The sequence below is a fragment of the Halodesulfurarchaeum sp. genome, from assembly GCF_036626455.1.
Taxonomy (GTDB): Archaea; Halobacteriota; Halobacteria; order Halobacteriales; family Halobacteriaceae; genus Halodesulfurarchaeum.
This window is the reverse complement of record NZ_JAZKRK010000004.1, coordinates 50,358-67,111: the sequence shown is the minus strand read 5'-3', so window position 1 is coordinate 67,111 and position 16,754 is coordinate 50,358. Positions and strand designations below refer to the sequence as shown.

General features: G+C 61.6%; 21 protein-coding genes. 9 read left to right on the top strand and 12 right to left on the bottom strand.

Features of this window, described 5'->3' with window-relative positions; all coding sequences use genetic code 11:
• Positions 1-8 precede the first annotated feature (8 nt).
• From V5A26_RS02480 to V5A26_RS02470, 3 genes are all read right to left on the bottom strand, one after another.
• A complete protein-coding gene (locus tag V5A26_RS02480; RefSeq protein WP_332320796.1) occupies positions 9-584 on the bottom strand; it encodes a phosphatase PAP2 family protein in 576 nt (191 codons plus the stop codon).
• Complete coding sequence (locus V5A26_RS02475) at positions 581-1,768, bottom strand: YihY/virulence factor BrkB family protein (protein WP_332320795.1); 1,188 nt, start codon at positions 1,766-1,768, stop codon at positions 581-583. Before V5A26_RS02475 ends, V5A26_RS02480 begins: the two co-directional genes overlap by 4 nt.
• 128 nt (positions 1,769-1,896) lie before the next feature.
• Complete coding sequence (locus V5A26_RS02470; protein ID WP_332320794.1) at positions 1,897-3,012, bottom strand: tRNA (guanine(26)-N(2))-dimethyltransferase; 1,116 nt, start codon at positions 3,010-3,012, stop codon at positions 1,897-1,899.
• Between the two features lie 79 nt (positions 3,013-3,091).
• Here V5A26_RS02470 and V5A26_RS02465 point away from each other — a divergent pair, with 79 nt between their 5' ends.
• Positions 3,092-3,439: a hypothetical protein gene (locus tag V5A26_RS02465; protein ID WP_332320793.1), complete on the top strand. Its 348-nt coding sequence runs from the start codon at positions 3,092-3,094 to the stop codon at positions 3,437-3,439.
• A gap of 12 nt (positions 3,440-3,451) precedes the next feature.
• Here V5A26_RS02465 and hisH read toward each other — a convergent pair whose 3' ends face one another.
• From hisH to V5A26_RS02445, 4 genes are all read right to left on the bottom strand, one after another.
• Complete coding sequence (gene hisH, locus V5A26_RS02460) at positions 3,452-4,108, bottom strand: imidazole glycerol phosphate synthase subunit HisH (protein WP_332320792.1); 657 nt, start codon at positions 4,106-4,108, stop codon at positions 3,452-3,454.
• A 102-nt stretch (positions 4,109-4,210) separates the two neighbouring features.
• Positions 4,211-4,768, bottom strand: a complete 558-nt coding sequence (locus tag V5A26_RS02455; protein ID WP_332320791.1) for a uracil-DNA glycosylase — start codon at positions 4,766-4,768, stop codon at positions 4,211-4,213.
• A 79-nt stretch (positions 4,769-4,847) separates the two neighbouring features.
• The gene (locus V5A26_RS02450) at positions 4,848-5,414 is read right to left on the bottom strand and encodes an endonuclease dU (RefSeq protein WP_332320790.1); all 567 of its coding nucleotides are present in this window, start codon (positions 5,412-5,414) and stop codon (positions 4,848-4,850) included.
• Between the two features lie 4 nt (positions 5,415-5,418).
• A complete protein-coding gene (locus V5A26_RS02445; RefSeq protein WP_332320789.1) occupies positions 5,419-5,595 on the bottom strand; it encodes a DUF5786 family protein in 177 nt (58 codons plus the stop codon).
• A 95-nt stretch (positions 5,596-5,690) separates the two neighbouring features.
• On the opposite strand from V5A26_RS02445, the gene V5A26_RS02440 reads away from it, so the two are divergent.
• Complete coding sequence (locus V5A26_RS02440) at positions 5,691-6,299, top strand: MBL fold metallo-hydrolase (RefSeq protein ID WP_332320788.1); 609 nt, start codon at positions 5,691-5,693, stop codon at positions 6,297-6,299.
• A gap of 73 nt (positions 6,300-6,372) precedes the next feature.
• Complete coding sequence (locus V5A26_RS02435) at positions 6,373-6,903, top strand: GNAT family N-acetyltransferase (protein ID WP_332320787.1); 531 nt, start codon at positions 6,373-6,375, stop codon at positions 6,901-6,903.
• Here V5A26_RS02435 and V5A26_RS02430 read toward each other — a convergent pair whose 3' ends face one another.
• A complete protein-coding gene (locus V5A26_RS02430; protein WP_332320786.1) occupies positions 6,904-7,053 on the bottom strand; it encodes a 50S ribosomal protein L40e in 150 nt (49 codons plus the stop codon).
• An 85-nt stretch (positions 7,054-7,138) separates the two neighbouring features.
• The gene (locus V5A26_RS02425) at positions 7,139-7,633 is read right to left on the bottom strand and encodes a DUF367 family protein (protein ID WP_332320785.1); all 495 of its coding nucleotides are present in this window, start codon (positions 7,631-7,633) and stop codon (positions 7,139-7,141) included.
• Between the two features lie 93 nt (positions 7,634-7,726).
• Between V5A26_RS02425 and V5A26_RS02420 the strand changes: the two genes are divergently transcribed.
• Positions 7,727-8,080, top strand: a complete 354-nt coding sequence (locus V5A26_RS02420) for a nuclear transport factor 2 family protein (RefSeq protein WP_332320784.1) — start codon at positions 7,727-7,729, stop codon at positions 8,078-8,080.
• 3 nt (positions 8,081-8,083) lie between these two features.
• Here V5A26_RS02420 and serS read toward each other — a convergent pair whose 3' ends face one another.
• Positions 8,084-9,466: a serine--tRNA ligase gene (serS, locus tag V5A26_RS02415; protein WP_332320783.1), complete on the bottom strand. Its 1,383-nt coding sequence runs from the start codon at positions 9,464-9,466 to the stop codon at positions 8,084-8,086.
• Between the two features lie 213 nt (positions 9,467-9,679).
• Here serS and V5A26_RS02410 point away from each other — a divergent pair, with 213 nt between their 5' ends.
• Positions 9,680-11,305 carry a sensor histidine kinase gene (locus tag V5A26_RS02410; protein WP_332320782.1) on the top strand — a complete coding sequence of 542 codons (1,626 nt, stop codon included), beginning with the start codon at positions 9,680-9,682 and terminating at the stop codon, positions 11,303-11,305.
• Here V5A26_RS02410 and V5A26_RS02405 read toward each other — a convergent pair.
• On the bottom strand, positions 11,299-11,943 hold the full coding sequence (locus V5A26_RS02405) for a hypothetical protein (protein WP_332320781.1): 645 nt from the start codon (positions 11,941-11,943) through the stop codon (positions 11,299-11,301). The genes V5A26_RS02410 and V5A26_RS02405 overlap by 7 nt on opposite strands.
• A 131-nt stretch (positions 11,944-12,074) precedes the next feature.
• Complete coding sequence (locus V5A26_RS02400) at positions 12,075-12,296, bottom strand: hypothetical protein (protein ID WP_332320780.1); 222 nt, start codon at positions 12,294-12,296, stop codon at positions 12,075-12,077.
• A gap of 205 nt (positions 12,297-12,501) precedes the next feature.
• On the opposite strand from V5A26_RS02400, the gene V5A26_RS02395 reads away from it, so the two are divergent.
• Genes V5A26_RS02395 through V5A26_RS02380 form a run of 4 tightly spaced genes read left to right on the top strand, consistent with a single transcriptional unit; the run spans position 12,502 to position 16,752 of the window.
• On the top strand, positions 12,502-14,151 hold the full coding sequence (locus V5A26_RS02395; RefSeq protein ID WP_332320779.1) for a flippase activity-associated protein Agl23: 1,650 nt from the start codon (positions 12,502-12,504) through the stop codon (positions 14,149-14,151).
• Positions 14,152-14,192: 41 nt separating this feature from the next.
• Positions 14,193-15,512 (top strand): ATP-binding protein, encoded by a 1,320-nt coding sequence (locus V5A26_RS02390; protein WP_332320778.1) that lies wholly within the window; start codon positions 14,193-14,195, stop codon positions 15,510-15,512.
• The gene (locus V5A26_RS02385; protein WP_332322198.1) at positions 15,513-16,331 is read left to right on the top strand and encodes an MBL fold metallo-hydrolase; all 819 of its coding nucleotides are present in this window, start codon (positions 15,513-15,515) and stop codon (positions 16,329-16,331) included.
• A complete protein-coding gene (locus V5A26_RS02380) occupies positions 16,231-16,752 on the top strand; it encodes an ATP-binding protein (protein ID WP_332320776.1) in 522 nt (173 codons plus the stop codon). Before V5A26_RS02385 ends, V5A26_RS02380 begins: the two co-directional genes overlap by 101 nt.
• The last annotated feature ends 2 nt before the right edge of the window (positions 16,753-16,754 follow it).

The following is a 16,754-nucleotide window of genomic DNA, read 5'->3' as shown; positions in this document are numbered from 1 at the left end:
CGTCGATTTTAGCAACGGCCCCAGACGAGGAGCGCTATAGCCACGAGTGCAGTTGTCGTCCCGAGCGCCAAGCGAGGTCGCGACCGATGAAAGTGGACCCCAATACGAGCGACGAGGACGCCCACCCCGATCCCGGCGATGACGTCGATCAAGTAATGCACCCCGAGCAAGACGCGAGTTGCTGCGATGAGCGCCACAAACCCCCCGGCACCCACAGAGAGCCAATACGTCTGCCGGTTCGAAATGCCGAGGAGGGCCGTCACCACCCCGGCCGAGGCGGTTGCGTGCCCGCTTGGGAACCCGTGACCGTCCTCCGGAATCGCCATCAGTGACGCTGGAGGCCTGGGCATCGCTAGTCCCGTCTTGAGAAGAATCGAGATCGAGAGCGTGAGGGCAACCGCAACCAGAAACCCGTGTGCCCGAGACGCGTCGATCCAGCCGGTTCTGACTGCCAGAATCGAGCCCCCTGTCGACGCGATGGCGACGAGTTTCGGCCCGCCAAGGGCCGTCAGCACGATCAACAGCGGAATGACCGGCTCCGGTACCTGTGGCGCAAGCGCCTGTGTTACTCCGAGGTCCCTCATGAGCGCCAATTCCGAACCACATCGAGGAGGCGTCCGGGGACCGACGTCGCCTGGAGTCCTAGCCCGAAGATCACGAGCTGGACGTACAGGCCAAGCGTGGAGAGCCACACGACGATCATGGCCAAGATGGCCCACCCACCGGACAGCCAATAAAACGCGCCAAGCGTCATGATCGTCCCGTAGAGCAACACCAAATACGGACCCCACCCCGTAGCTTTGCCCGCCCGCTGGCGTGTGCGGACATACGCCTTCAGCTCGGACTCGAGATTGGAGCGGCTGACAGTCTTCTCGTCCAATTCGTCGCGGAGGCGGTCGACTTCACGCTCGAGTTCGCCGATGTCAGGGGCTGAATCAGCCGCTGAGCGATCTCGCTGGTCACTCTTCGGGCCGTCTCTCCGATCGTCCGAGGGGGCGCCAGCCAACACGGTATTGACTACTGCGCCCACCATGATAATAATCCCCCCGAGATAGAGCCAGGTGACGAGCAGGAGCCCCGCCCCCAAAATACCATACAGGTGGAATGTGCCAAGCGAGGCAGCATATACCGAAAAGCCAGTCGCCAGAAGGGCCCAGCCCACCGCCGCGACAGCCGTTCCTGGCAAGGCTTCCCGGACTGTCACATCCACGTCCGGGAATCGGTAGTACAACGGGAAGAACACGACACCCAATACGAGCAGCAGGGCGAGTCGGCTTAACAGGCCGCTCCCAGGGAGCCACTCGAAAAGCGGGAGCACGACGCCGAACACTCCGCCAGCCACCAGCGCAGCGGGTATAGCTCCAAGAACGATGAGCAGATCAAGGAGCTTCGACGGAATCGAATCACTCTCACTTTTTCCGTAAACCTGAGCGAATGCGATATCAAGCCCCTGAAACACCCGACTTCCGGACCACAAAAGAACTAGAGTCCCGACGACGGTCGCCCCTCCCTGACCCCTCCTATCAGCAAGTGAGCGAGCAACGATGTCGAGCGCTTCGGGCGTCAAGAACTGTTCGCCACCAGACACGATCGGCGCGATTCGATCCATACCCACGAATTGGCCGAGAGCGAGGCCTAACAGCGCAAGCGGGATGATCGAGACGAATGCATAAAACGCGAGTGCCGCCGCAAGAAAGGTGACCTGGCTCTCCCGAATCGTGGCGATAACCGCGAGGGCCAGTTTGCGAGCGTCGAAGTCGCTGAACACAGACCATTTTTCGACCCGCCGGAAGATATAGGCGTTCCTCCCCAATGCTGGTCAGCCGCTCCGATAGTCCGCTGACCGGCCACCCACATAGTGAACTCTGCCGGTCACCAAATGGGAGATCTCGTTCCTCAGTCAAAGCCCATCGCCGCCCCGATTTCTGCCCGGGACGCGTCGGTTTTGAACGTCGTGCCCCCATAATGCGTTCGCGAGGCAGCATGACCCGCTTCGCGGAGTTTCCCGAGGAACTCGTCCATCCCGATCGCCGGTTCACCCCACTGGCGATAGAGCACGTGTTGGTCGTAGTGAGTCGGCGTCTCGAGTTCGTCCCGGAGTCGTGTCAACATCCGTTCGGCGCGAGTGCGCGTCCCCATCGACTTGTCGAGGCTATCGAGCGTGGCCGTGACAAAATCGGCGTCATGAGTCTGCCCGAGCCAGAGTGGCCCGGCCGTAACAAGCGCGTCGCTGCCACAACGCGGGCAGGTCTCCGGTGGATTCGGAATCAACCCCGGCTCTGCTTCCCGATGGAGACAGTTCCGACAGTGATGGACCGAGCCGAGTTCATCGATTGTGGCGTTCGCGTCGGTCGCCCGATGGGAGAGCTCCAGGTAGGTCCGGACATAGTGATCCGACACGTGGCTCAAAATCGGTGTCACGCCAACGTCGTACCGGGCCGCCGTCCGAGCAAGGGTGGAAAGCAAAATGCGGAGCCCCATCTCGGCGTGGTAGTCGGTGTTCCGAGGTACGGCACTGTACCGACGCACTCCGCTCTCGAAATGGGCCCCACACAACGGTGCAGTGTCGGTCGCTGTTACAGCCACCAGGTTTCGGGTATTGGCAAACGCGGCGTCCGCGAACGGAATCGGTGACCCAAACGGGTCCAGATCGACGACATCAAAGAGGGTCTCCGGGTCGTGTAAGAGCACGTTTGCGTCCCGGTGCAGGACCGTTCCATCGAGCCCGTTGCGATCGAGGTTCGCGCTGGCTAACTCGACGGCGGATTCGTCGAGATCCGCAAGTGTCACCTCCCAGCCGTCGGCGGCCGCACGGGCGCCCCGAACCCCGCTTGCGGCCATCGCGTCCAAATACCGTTCGGCCCGGGGCTCACGCTCGCGATAGGCCCGCAACGCGGCGACCGTCACGTCGCGGTTCAACTCCTGGTCCGTGTTGAAAAAGACCGCGTCCGACCGCCCCGCATCTGCCTGTTTCGGGGCCTCGACGGTCACCCGGCCCTCCGTATGCTTCATACACCTACTGTGACCGGGGACAAGAAAAGGCGCCCGGGCCGAACCCACAACCTTTGGTTCCGGGAGGCAAAGCCTGGATGTGGACCCGGAGGTCGATTGGCGGACGGCTCTAGCGGATGCCGGCGAGCTGAGCCCTGAGGTCACCAATGCGATCCTGGAAAATCACGGCGACCGGGGTCAGCGGGCCATCGAAGCGGTCACCGAGTCGCGAGTGAAGCAATACCGAGACTTCACCGTCGTTGTCGGGCATGGGGACGAGTATATCGTCGAAGACGACGGCTGCACCTGTGAGGACGCCACCTACAACCTGGATGACGATGATCCCACCGACTTATGTTGGCATGCCATCGCGGTGGCAATCGCCAAGCGAATCGACGCCGTCGATCATCACGACATGTGGTACGCCGACGTCCGCGAGTTCATCTGAGGAGAGTCCGGCTCAATCGGCCACGAAGTCGACGAAATTTCGCAGCAAACGGAGTCCGGTCTCGCCACTTTTCTCCGGATGGAACTGCGTACCGATGACGTTTTGCCCCTCGTTCGTGATGACTGCCGGGAACTCCACGCCATAATCACTCCTCGCGAGAATCGAATCCGAGTCCTCGGGATCGGCGTAATACGAGTGGACGAAGTAGGCGTACTCGCCGTCGATCCCCTCGATGACCGGGTGAGAACGGGTCAGGTCAAGTTGGTTCCAACCCATATGTGGGATTTTCAGGTCGCCACGGAACTTCACGTTGCGACCTGGCACGAGGTCCAGGCCTTGGACATCACCTTGTCCAGCGCGGTCGGCCTCCTCGCTGCTGGTCAGAAGCATTTGCATCCCGAGACAGATGCCGAGAATCGGGCGGCCCACTGCGGCCGCTTCGAGCAGATCCTCGCGGAACGGTCCCGCGTTCTCCATCCCGTCACCGAACGCACCGACACCGGGCAAAATGACCCCGTCAGCTGCCCAAATGGCCTCTGGATCGTCCTCGATCCGCACTGCTGCGCCGGCCCGTTCCAGGCCCCGGGTGACACTCCTGAGGTTCCCAAGACCGTAATCCAGCACCACGACCTCGGCCTCGGGGGGCTGGGTCCCCCTCGATGTGTCCATATCACGTGTACCGGTACTCATCGAAAAGACCCTTTCCCTTGGGACAGCCGACGATCGTTTTTCTTACCACAGCAGCCAGCCATTCCCCTTCTGACCTTCCGATCAGCCCTCGAGAAGAGCGGCAGCCTCGGCAATAACCGCATCAAACGTGTCTCGCGTGCTTGGGTCGTACAGCGTCGCAGCCGGGTGGATCCCAATCAGCACGCGATAGGTCGCCCCCCGGATAGTCACCTGTTCGCTCGTTCCGGCTTCGGCGGTCACCGCGACAGACCGGTCCAAGAGGTGCTCGGTGGGGACTTTTCCCAGAGTGACGATCACGACCGGGTCGATAGCCTCAAGCTCCCGTTCGAGATAGTCGCGGCAGTTCCGGAGTTCGGTAGTGGTCGGATCGCGGTTCTCGGGCGGCCGGCACTTCACTGCGTTCGTGATTCGAACCGTCTGCCGGTCTAGCTCGTGCTCGGCCAAAACATCGTCGAGAAGGGTCCCACTCCGGCCGACGAAGGGTTCACCCTCCCGGTCCTCCTGCTCGCCGGGGGCTTCCCCGACGAAGACCACGTCTGCGTCGACCGGACCCACACCGTTGACGATCTGGCGTCGTGAGTCCGGGAGGGCCGAACATCGCGTGCAGTCCTCGACGTCGATTGCCGCCCGCTCGTCCATACCTGGCAAACGAGCAGGGGCCCAATCAAGGTCCGGATTCCGCCTCAGAGGTCAAGAGTGTTGGCCGTACCGGTCGCTCTCATTCCGAGTGGTCCTGCTGAGCCCGGAATTGATCGACCCCTCGCGCGGCTAACCGAGCAACTCGGAGGGGTTCAGGCCGGCCGCCTTCGGGTGTGAAGGCCTGAACGACCCGTTCGGCCGGCTCGGTCAGCCCCACGCCTCGAACGAAGCGTGATTCACCGTTCACCGTAATCCGTTCACGGTCGGGTTGGGACTGGTAGCGCTCGAGGCGTCGGTCGAGTTCGGCCCCGTCAAAGGCCTCCCGAAGCGGGGCTTCGAGCCCGGGGCTCTCCTCGAAGGACACTGACAGAACGGGCAGGCCGGTCGTGTCGTGTATCTCCCGAAGATCGAGAACGTTGAACCAAGCGGGCGCGATTCCGGCAATAAAGAGGTACTGGATGTCTTCTCGGTCGAGTCTCGATTCGATCGAAGAAACGGCTCCCGTCCCGTCCAGCCCACCGACTCGGCAGGTCTCGAAGGCAAATCCATCCACGACCCGCGCGGCGGTGACGACCGCGCCTCCCAGAATCGACGTCCCTTCCCGATACGATTCGGCGACGCCCAGGGCCCGAACGCCGGCTTTCACGGCCTTACTCTTTGATGTCCTCGAGTTTGTCGAGCAGTTCGTCGTTCGAGGCTCCGATCTCGAAATCGACCTCCCCCTCGTGGTCGGTTTCGGAGGTGGCGACGCCCTCGTCCCCGTCGAGGTCCTCGGAGTCGACTTCCTGTCGCCCTTGTTCCGATTCGTCGTAGCTGCCAAATCCCATTGTACATAAAAATACTGGGCGAGGACACAAAAGTGGCCCGCCACGCTGGGGCCCGTGCCCCCAGCCTCAAAAGCGATGGCGACGTCGAAACAGGTATGGAGATCACCTGTCTTACAGAGGCGGCCGAGACGTTTACGGCGAACGTCTACCTCGTGGAGGGGCAGCAATCGACACTCGTTGACGCCGGAGCGATGCCAGGAATCGACGACACCGTTTCCAGCCGAGTAGCGACTCTCGATTCGATCGTCCTTACCCATCGTCACGCTGACCACGTGGATCAACTCGACGCGATACAGCGTGCGTTCGAGCCGACGGTGTATGCCGCCGACGCGACTGGGGAGACAGTCCGGATCGAAGACGGTGATGAAGTGCCGATCGGCGGAGAGCCATTCGAGGTGGTCGCGACTCCCGGTCATGCGCCAGATCACCTCGCCTTCGTGGGCAACAGCGTGGTCTTTTCCGGGGATATCGTCGTCTACAGCGACGGGGCCTTCGATAACGGCAGTTTCGGTCGGACAGACATTCCTGGCGCCGACCGGGAGACCCTAGTCGAGAGTCTCGAGGGACTGCTGGAGCGGCTCCCCGATACCGTCGAGTCGCTGTATCCGGGCCACGGCCCAGCGTTCCACGGTGAGGTCCGGGCCGTCATCGAGCGGGGCCGAGAGCGAGCGGCCCGAGGTGAACCAAAATACCAAGAGGATTGAGGGGCCTGCCGCTCAGGGCTTGGACGGGTGTCAAAGCAGAAACGTTTTTCCGGGTGCCCCACTCCTTCAGCCCATGTCAGGCGCCGTCTTTCTCTCCGGCGACCGAGTTGACCTCCGGACCATCGAGAAATCGGATCTGGACTTCCTCCAGGAAGCGATCAACGATCCGTCCGTCAGGCAGCACCTGACTATTCGGTGGCCGATCAACCGGGACCAGGAAGAAGAGTGGTTCGAGGAGCAAGTGACGAGCGATGAGCGGATCAACCTCCTCATCGTCGGGCCGGATGGACCGGCCGGGACCGTCGGATTGGGGCCTGTCGATGACCCAAACGGCACGGCGGAGATCGGTATCTGGCTGCGGGAACGCGAGTGGGGGCAGGGTTACGGGACCGAAGCGAGTCGACTGCTTATCAGTCACGCCTTTGACAGACTCCGAATCCATCGGATCGAGGCGCGGGTCTTCGAAGGGAACGACGCGTCACAAGAACTCTGGGAAACGCTTGACTTCGAACACGAAGCCGTGCATCGGGACGCTGCCTATCTTCACGGCGAGTACAGAGACGTCCACCGCTATGCGGTGCTCGAAACCGAGTGGGAGACCTGATCAGGTCGCGCGGCGTTCCTTGGCCTTCGGTCGGAGGTTGCCATAGCCACACTTTCGACAGCGGTCGGCCCGCTCCGGGTTTCGGGCGTTACAGCGCATGCAGACCTGAGCGCCAAGAAGGCGGTCTTCGATGGAAAGGTGCTGTGTCATACCCCGTCTTTCTTCGAGGAAGGCTAAAAGGTGTTCGACTCGGGACCCGGTTTCGGCGAGCAGCGTCGGTGGCCATACCCGCCGATTAGCGGTCCAAATACTCGTTTTGCACGGAGACGACTTCAGTCGAGTCCTCGCAGCCCGCGTACCGCTCCAGGGGCTCCTCGTTGAGATCGAGAAACGTCTGCCCCCAGCGGAACTTCGAGAGGAGGTGTTCGGCCTGTTCGCGTTCGCCCAGCACGACGAGTGCGCCCGCAAACGCCTCGACCGTCGTCAGTTGATAGGGATTCCCGTAGTTGACCGGGTTCCCCGCGAGCATGAAGGGGAGTGCCCGGTGGATGCCGTCAATAGCGAACTGCTCCGCGGAGGCCGACTCCCAGGAGCTGTCCATCGCGACCAGCGTGTCCGTTCGCTCCCGGTCGGCGGGAGACAGAGCCTTGTCTGCGAACGGGTCGAGAACGAGCCCGTAGGGCACGGCTCGATCGGTCGCGTGCAGTGTGGCGAGGTCGAAGCGCTCGAGCTTCTTTGCCGTACACTTCTGGGGATCGTCGTCGCCCTCGTACCGAACGTGCAGGTCCACACCCGGGGTACACGGGGCTGGCTCAAAAACGTCCCGACCGCCATAACCGAATCCAAACAGCCGACTTTTGTCCATGGAGGGCCGATTACGGCTATGGCCGACTCCGACGAGGTCCCCGCCGGCGACGGACCCGCACTCGCTCGGGAATATTACCGGGCTATCGACGCCGGCGAGATGGATGCCTTGCAGCGCGTCCTTGCCCCTGAATTCGTCCACGAGCGAGGCGACCGGACGCTCTCCGGTCGGGAGTCCTTCTGCACGTTCATGGCCGAGAAACGACCGGAAACGGACACCGAACACGTCATCGAGCAGGTGTACACCGGCCCGGGTGGCGTCGCGGTCCGGGGACGACTCCTCCGGGCCGACGGCTCGCTGTTTTTCGAGTTCGTGGACGTGTTCCGGGTCGAACGGCGGTTGAGCCACCTGCGCACGTTTTCCGCCGTCTGACGGTTACTCCCGGTCGCCGGAGCCCAGCGCACTCTCCCCGACTGGCTCGTGGCCCTCGATGGTTTCCTGGCCGTCGAGATACGGGCGGAGCGCCTCGGGAACTGTCACAGTCCCGTCCTCGTTTTGATAGTACTCGAGGATGGCGACAACGACACGGGGCAGGGCCACCCCGGACCCGTTGAGCGTGTGGACGTACTCCGCGGATTCGTGGCGTTCTGGCCGGTAGCGAATCCCGGCCCGCCGTGCCTGGAAACCTTTGAAGTTCGAAACAGAGGAGACCTCGAGCCAACGGCCGCCACGCTCCGGGCCCTCGGCCATGTCATCGCCTGGTGCCCAGACCTCGAGGTCGTACTTCTTGGCCTGGGTGAAACCCATGTCGCCAGTACACATCTCGAGCACGCGATACGGGAGACCGAGTGTCTGGAGGACTTCCTCTGCCTCACCGAGCAGTCCGTGCAGCCGGTCATCGCTCTGATCCGGTTCGACAAAATTCACCAACTCGACCTTGTTGAACTGGTGAACTCTGACCATCCCCCGGGTTTCGGTGCCGTGTTCGCCGGCCTCCCGACGGAAGTTCGGCGTGTAGGCCTGGTGTTTGAGCGGGAGGTCCTCGGACAACAAGATGTCCTCGGCATACATGTTCGTGACCGGGACCTCGGCAGTTGGAAGCAGCCAGAGGTCATCGTCGTCGTACGCCTCCTCGTTCGACCCACCGATACGGTAGGCGTCCTCGACGAACTTGGGGAACTGACCGGTCCCTCGCATGGATGCAGAGTTGACCGGAATCGGGGGGACCACCTCCTGGTAGCCCTGCTCATAGTGGATGTCCCGCATGAACTGGATGAGCGCATGCTCCAACCGAGCGCCGTCACCCTTGAGGAAGTAAAACCCACCGCCGGCAACTTTGGCCCCGCGTTCGAAATCCAAAATGTCCAGGTCTTCCCCGAGATCGTAGTGGGGCTCCACCGGGTCGGGGAGGTCACGCAACGCATCGAAGCCTTCCCGTCGGGCTTCGACGTTGTCCGACTCGTCGTCCCCGATCGGGACGTCGTCGTCCGGAATCATCGGAATTTCGAGGAGCCGGCGTTCGAGTTCGGTCTCGAGTTCTGCAGCCCGCTCCTCGACTGTCTCCAATTCCTCGTTGAGCTCTGTCGAGCGTTCAATGGCTGCTTCGGCCGCCTCCTCATCACCGGCACGTTTGTGTTCGGCAACCTGTTCACTGACCTCGTTTCGCTCGTGGCGAAGCTCATCGCCTCGTGCCTTGAGTTCGCGCCACTCCTCGTCGATCTCGAGAATGCGGTCCAGCTCGACCCCTTCCACGCCCTTCTGTTCAATGGCGGCGCGGACCGTGTCCGGATTTTCCCGGACAAACTGCCTGCTCAACATAGTATCTCGTATTTCCGGCGGGCGGATAACACTATTGGGTGGCTGGCTGGGAGTTGAGCAGTCTAACCGTTCGAAGGCAGGGGTGTTAGCCTGTCAATCATCGGAAACAACGTTCATGTAAACTGACTGTTTATGGAGACGTATGCAAAAGAAAAGAGTGGGACAAACAGCCCATTCCGGAACGGGCAATTCACCCAGGGGGACGATTAACTGATGGGCTGGGTCGCGGGTGCCCTCGGCAACAACGTCCTTCAGGGACTGTACGTCGGTGCGTTTCTCGTGGCCACGCTGCTCACGTTCGGTAGTCTTGCCCGTATCCGACAGGTCACGGACCCTGAAACCCGGCGAGGACTCGCCGCGCTATTGACCGGGAGCGGGATCTGGGCGGCGAGTCACGTGGGATTTCTCCTCGCTCCGGGAATCACCCTCTCGGTGGCGTTCCGAACAGTCGGATTGGTCGTCGGTTTGGGGACAGTCGGAGCCTGGTTATACTTCACGTCCGCGTACACGGGCAGGACGCTCCACCGCAACAAAACGGTTCGCCGGGTCGCAGTTGGGGCGTTCCTGATTGTCGTCGCAGTGAAGGTGACAAATCCGGTTCATGGCCTCTACTACACTGTTTCGGTCGTTTCGGTCCCATTCGAACACGTCTCCATCGAAAACGGCGTGTTACACTGGACGGTCATGGGCGTCTCGTATACGCTCTCAGGCATCGGCTATTTCATGCTCTACGAGCGCTTCGCGAAGGTGAGTCTCAACACGAAGCCGCTCTTGATCGTCGTCGGCCTCACAGGCTTGCCGATCGTCCTCGACATCGTGGGATTCGCCAGTGACGCCCTCGTCGACATCACCTACGAGCCGCTCGGAGTCGCGGTCTTCGCGAGCGCGTTTTTCTTCCTCTTCTTGGACCAGTTCCAGTCAGTCCGTCTGGCTGGCGAACGAACGGACCCTGTGATTATCCTCAACGAGGACAACCGGGTGCATCAGTACAACCGGGCGGCCGAGGAGGTGTTCGAAGACCGACTCCAGGGGGCCGTTGGCAAGCTGGCCTCCGAAGTGTTCCCAGAGCTTCCGTTGGACGAAGCCGACCAATCGATATTCGCCGTCGGCGATGGCGAGCAGTTCTTCCGTGTGACGACAACACCATTTACCAGCGGGGAGACGGCGATCGGGCGACTCCTCGTCTTTTCAGACGTCACCGACGAGGAACAGGCCAAGCGCGAGCTCAAGCGCCAGAACGAGCGACTCGAACGGTTTACAAGCACCGTCTCCCACGACCTCCGCAACCCGCTGACTGTCGCCACTGGCCGGCTCGAAATCGCCGTCGAAGAGGCCGACTCCGAGCACGTGGATACGGCTCTGGCCGCCCTCGAACGGATGGAGACGATGATCGAAGACCTCCTCGAACTTGCACGACACGGCCAACCGATCGACGAAACGGAACCAACCGCTCTGGAAACGGCCGCTCGGAAGGCCTGGAAGATGGTTCAAACGAAAGACGCGACCCTCGAAGTAACGGGAGACAAGACGTTCGAGGCCGATCCCGATCGGCTGGCCAGCCTCCTCGAGAACCTCTTCAGGAACGCCGTCGAGCACGCCGGCCCAGAGGTGACCGTGACAGTCGAGCCGACGTCGGACGGCTTTGCGGTCGCCGACGACGGCCCGGGAATACCACCCGAGGACCGCGAGACGGTCTTCGAATCAGGCTACACCACTGAAACGGACGGAACCGGGTTCGGCCTGGCTATCGTGGCCGAAGTCGCGACCGCTCACGACTGGTCGGTCAGGGTCGAGGAGAGCGACGCTGGCGGGGCTCGCTTTGTCTTTGCCGGTCAGTGACCCGACTGGATGCGGGCTTTGACCGTCGAGAGCAGCTCCTGGGGTTCCTCGCCGAGTGGTGTTCGGTAGATCTCGATCTCGTCCGTTTCCTCGATGGGTGTGACGACGAGATCGCCGTCCTCGAAGTCAACTGACTCCAGATTGGACCACGGAAACCGAATGACGTTATCAGGTTCGGTTCCGAGCGCAGCCTTCAGGAACATCAGATCGAGGGTCGTTTCGTCGTAAATCCAAACCCCCGTGTCATCAACGCCAACGATCGTCATGTCGACCTGTGACGGTGCTTCGATAAACGGCTGTGTGTCGTCGGGGATTTTGTGCAATATGAACTGGTCGGCATCCTCGTCCATCCCGGCTGCTTCGAGCACGACCGGACCATACTCCTCGACGTCGGCCTCATAGCCCTCCCGAATCGACGCTGCGTGTCGGTTGATATATCTCGCCCCCTGATACCAGATCGGAACGGCAAGAACCAGCCCGGCCATTGCGGCAGGGTTCGTCGCTCGGAAATAGTACCCGATTCCGGCGAAGAGAACCACGACCACCACCGGGCTAACGATCGGGTGCCAGCCGAAGACCCAGCGGAGCAATGAGACCTCGTCTTTCGCGTCTCGAAACCTGGATTGGCGCTCACTCATCGGTGGTGAGGCTGGACTTGACTACTCGAGACTGGCATCGGCACCCGGCCTGAGACACTCGCGGTGAACAGATCACGAAGCAGCATCTACCCAAAATGGGGTGCCCGACGAAAAATACGTTCCGGCGTGGATTACTCGAGACCGAGGTCCGCGAGTGAGTGGGTGTGCTGCCACGCTCCCGTGACCTCGTCGATGTCGAACTTGATGATACCGTCGGTGAGTTCCAGTCGGACCATCTCGTCGCCGATCTCCGCGTCGTGGAGGTGGAGTTCGAGGGGTTGGTCGAATTCGCTTACGGCGACCATCAGTTCGCCGTTCTTTTCGAGCATCGCTTGCAAATCGTTTGCGTTCATACATCCATTGATACGGTAAGCACCCCGAAAAAGATTGTGTCCTCGGTGATCGAAACCCCGTCTGTCCGGCGTGCAGTCTGGCATCTGGTATGGTTGGGCTGGCCCAAATTGGCATGCCACGGCACTGTCACGTCTGCAAGCAATCAGAGGAATCGAGCCATCCAATGCCGTGGAATCTTTATATCGGTCACGGCAACCAGGGCATATGCCCCGCCGCTCCCGACTGACGCGTCTCTCCTGGCTCCTGGTCGGGATCGCGGCCGTCGCCATCGCGATCCGGCTGGTGGGACTTGGTGCCCGCGTGGCCCATCAGGACGAGGCACGGGTAGCCAGCTGGATCCTGCACTACATGGCCGTCGACGCCTGGGAGTACCGAGCCATCATTCACGGTCCGTTTCTTCCCCACGTCAATGGATTCGTCTTCAATCTGCTCGGGCCCTCGGACTTCTCGATGCGGCTGGTGGTCGCCATCGTCGGCGGCCTCTTGCCACTCTCGGCCTGGCTCCTCCGGGATCGGCTCACCCGGCTCGAAGTGCTTTTCGTCGGTGCCCTGCTCGCGCTCAACCCGATTCTCATCTACTACTCCCGATTCATGCGAAACGACGTTCTCCTCGGGGCCGTTGCCTTCCTGGCGTTTGCACTTGTCGTCCGGTCGATCGACACCGGCCACTCCCGGTATCTCGTCGCGGCCGGGATCGCCTTTGGATTCGCGATGACGACGAAGGAAAACGCCCTTCTCTATCCCGTAACCTGGGCCGGGGCGCTCGTCTTACTCTTGGACCACCGACTGTTCCTCGCTCGCTACCAGGAGCGTGACTGGTACCCCGTACTCAAACAGTCCCTTTGGCGGGCGATCAGCGCCCTCTGGCGGGTCAAATACGCCATTCTCGCCGGCGTTGTAGCCGGTGCAACGATCGTCGTCGCGTTTTACGCGCCGAAACCGGAGCTGTATCAGGCCCTGGGGGACCCCACGCAACTACCGTCCGTCCTTGACGCGGCAACGATTGGGACCTGGGAGAAGTTCACGGGCCTCTGGGGCGACACCGGCATGCAGGAACACTCCACTGTGGCCTTCCTGGGACACCTATTGTTGGTGCTTGCCGTCGGTGGATTGACCACTGTGATCTTCGGGGTCCTCGGCTTTTTGGCCGACCGGTACCGGAAGGGAGGGGCTCGGGACCTCGTCGCACTTGCCTTTTATTGGGGGATGGCAAGTCTCGTCGGCTATCCGATCGTCTCGGACATCAAAGCCGGCTGGACCGGTGTCCACGTGCTTATTCCCCTGACAATCCCGGCCGCGGTTGGACTCGCTGTGGTCTTCCGACGGGCGAAACGGGCCCTCCGTCGGGACGAAACGCGAACTGCAGCCGTTGCCATGATCCTGCTTCTGGGGGCTGGCCTTGTGACCGTGGGGGGCGGCGTCGCGGTCAACGCCGTCTATCCGGCTGATGACCGAAATCCAGTCGTTCAGTACGCCCAACCCGCCGGAGACATGAAACCAACTCTCGCCGAAATCGAGAGGGCCTCAGGGGAACAGGAGGGCATCGATGTGTTGTTCTACGGGGAAGAGTTCTACACCGAAGGCGAACTCGAGGAACCAGCCACACTGGACATCGACAGTGGGGGGTACGGTGGCTGGTTCGATCGGTTGCCCCTCCCGTGGTATCTCGAACAGTACGACGCCAGAGTCGGAAGCACCCTCGATGCAGATGACGTCGAACAGATGGACGCCCCCGTGGTCATCACAATCCAGGCGGACGCCTCCGACATCCGTCACAAACTCGATAACTACCGGGAGGTCACACACCAGGGATATCTGCACAGCCGACCGGTCGTGTTCTACATCCGGGAATAGGGTCGACGACCTTTTCTGTGGGGGTCGGGTAGTTCTGTAAGATGGAAAACCGGCAACTTGATGTCGTCGAAGTTCTGCTCACTGGAGTCTGTTATGACCGGAACGCGGAACTCGACGAGAACGACCTCCCCCCGGCAATCCGAACGGCTCTTTGGACCGGGGACGGGGTCAGTCGCCCCCCGAAACCTGACGAAGACGCCCTCGCGGAGGCGGTAGGCGTCGATGACCCCTGGGCCGAGATTTCCGGGTTGATGTTCACCGACCGTGACACCTTCTCCGGCACGATCTCCGTGACTGATGAGGAGATGCTCGAGGACTGGTACCTGGAGCGCGCAGATCGCGTGCGGTTCCAGAACAACCCGACCCTGGCCTACGAGTACCAGGACCATGCGGACCTGGCTCTGGATTACGAACAGGCCCGGGACGAGAACCGACCGGTGCACGCCGACCCCCAGTATATCGAGTCCCAACTTGACTCCTACTTCGACGAGGACGACGAGGAAATGCTCGACCTCGTGGAGGTGCGGGCCCCGGCGGAGATCGAAATCACGCTCGACCAGCTCGTGCTCACCCAGGACCAGTCCACCGAAGTTCGCAAAGTGGCCAAGGCGATCGAACACCGGGACTATCTCGCTGAGATCGGACTTCGAGAGATCGGGAAATTGCTCTTCGTCGGGCCGCCGGGGACGGGCAAGACCTCCGTCGCACGGGGGCTGGCCCACCAACTCGATCTGCCGTTCGTGGAGGTCAAACTCTCGATGATCACGAGCCAGTATCTCGGCGAGACGGCCAAGAACGTCGAGAAGGTCTTCGAGGTCGCAAAGCGACTCTCACCCTGTATTCTCTTCATCGACGAGTTCGACTTCGTGGCAAAAACACGGACCAGTGACGAACACGCCGCGATCAAACGGGCGGTGAACACACTGCTCAAGTCGATCGACGAAGTGAGCCTGATTCGTGACGACGTCCTCCTGATCGGCGCGACCAACCACCCGGACGAACTCGATACGGCCGCGTGGCGACGGTTCGACGAGATCCTGCACTTCCCCCGGCCGGACGAAACGATGCGAAAGGGCATCCTCGATCTCGTCGTCTCGGACATCGAAATCGAGGACTTCGATCCGGACGAGATCGCCGCCGAAACGAGCGGTTTGACCGGCAGCGATCTTCGATTAGTCCTCAGGGAAGCAGTGCTTTCCGCGCTCGTGTCCGACCGAACCACCCTGACACAGGAAGACCTTCTCGACGCAGTCGAGGACTTCGAAGAGCGGGATCACATGCGCAACCTCGAAACTATCGAGGAGGCGCTGGAAGGCGAAGGCGAACACGAACACGATCACGACCACGCCCCGACCCCATAGATGCGAGTGACTCTCCTGGGGACGGGAGACACGACTGGGACCCCTGTCCCGCGGTGTGACTGTCCGACCTGCACCCGATCCAGGGAAACCGGGCAGGAGCGCTCGCGGTTCTCTGTGCACGTGGAAAACGAGCGAACCGGCGAGAGTCTCTTGATCGATGCGAGTCCGGATTTCCGTGCCCAGTTTCTCGAGACGAGCGTGCCGTTGCCCGACGAGGCGGTGATTAGCCACGTTCACTTCGATCACCTCGACGGGTTGGGGAACGTCTACCGCCTCCTGCAGGAACTCCCGGTCCATGCGGCCAACGAAACAGATCCGGAAACGCGACAATCCGTCGCCGGAACCGTCTCCAGTCGGTATGGCTATCTCGACCAGCTAACGGTGCATCCGGAGACCCCGTTCGATCGATTCGAAGCGGCCGGGTTTTCGGTCACCCTCGTCCCGGTCGAACATCCGCCCCTTGTGAGCTATGGGCTTCGAATCGAGGGGGAGAACGCCATCCTCGCCCTTACCGGGGACACGAGTTTCGCGATTCCCGAGCGATCCAGGGCAGTGTTGCGGGGGGCTGATCTCCTGCTCGCCGAAGCGATCGTGCCGGCGGCGATGTGCGAGAAACATCCTCTGGGCGGGCGACACAAGAACGCAGACGGAGTGCCCCGCTCCTTCGGGACCAAACACATGACCCGGGAAGGCGCCCTGGAGATGGCCGAGGAACTCGATGCCGAGCAGGTCAAACTCGTTCACCTCTCGCATCGCTATCCTGCCGACGAGGCGTTCGGCCCGAAACTCGGGGTCGATGGGGACGTTTTCACACTGTGACTCCACGAATCAAACGAATGGGGTATCAGCATGCGTTTATGAGCGTCGTCCCTCTGTCGCTCCAAGACAGATGAATCGAGGCGAGAAAATTGGGGTCCTGTACATCGGATCTAACCCGACCACCGCAATAGCGGTCGCCGACAAGGTAGCGGTCGAAACCGGGGGCTCACAGTCACCCCAGTTACTGGCTCGGACACGGCCACAGAAGCACTCTCCAGAGAAGAACGACGGGCCAGGTCTCCCGAAAATGGAGCGAAACGTCCTGACGGGCCAGGACGAAATCACGCCACTCTATCACGGGAGCGGGCTCGGGTTGTGGTTGGTCAATCTCGTCGTCCGCCGGTCGGACGGCCAGATAACCGTCTTGGAGCCGGCAGCCGGCGGGACCCGAGTCACGATAGAACTGCCAGTCGCGAATTGATC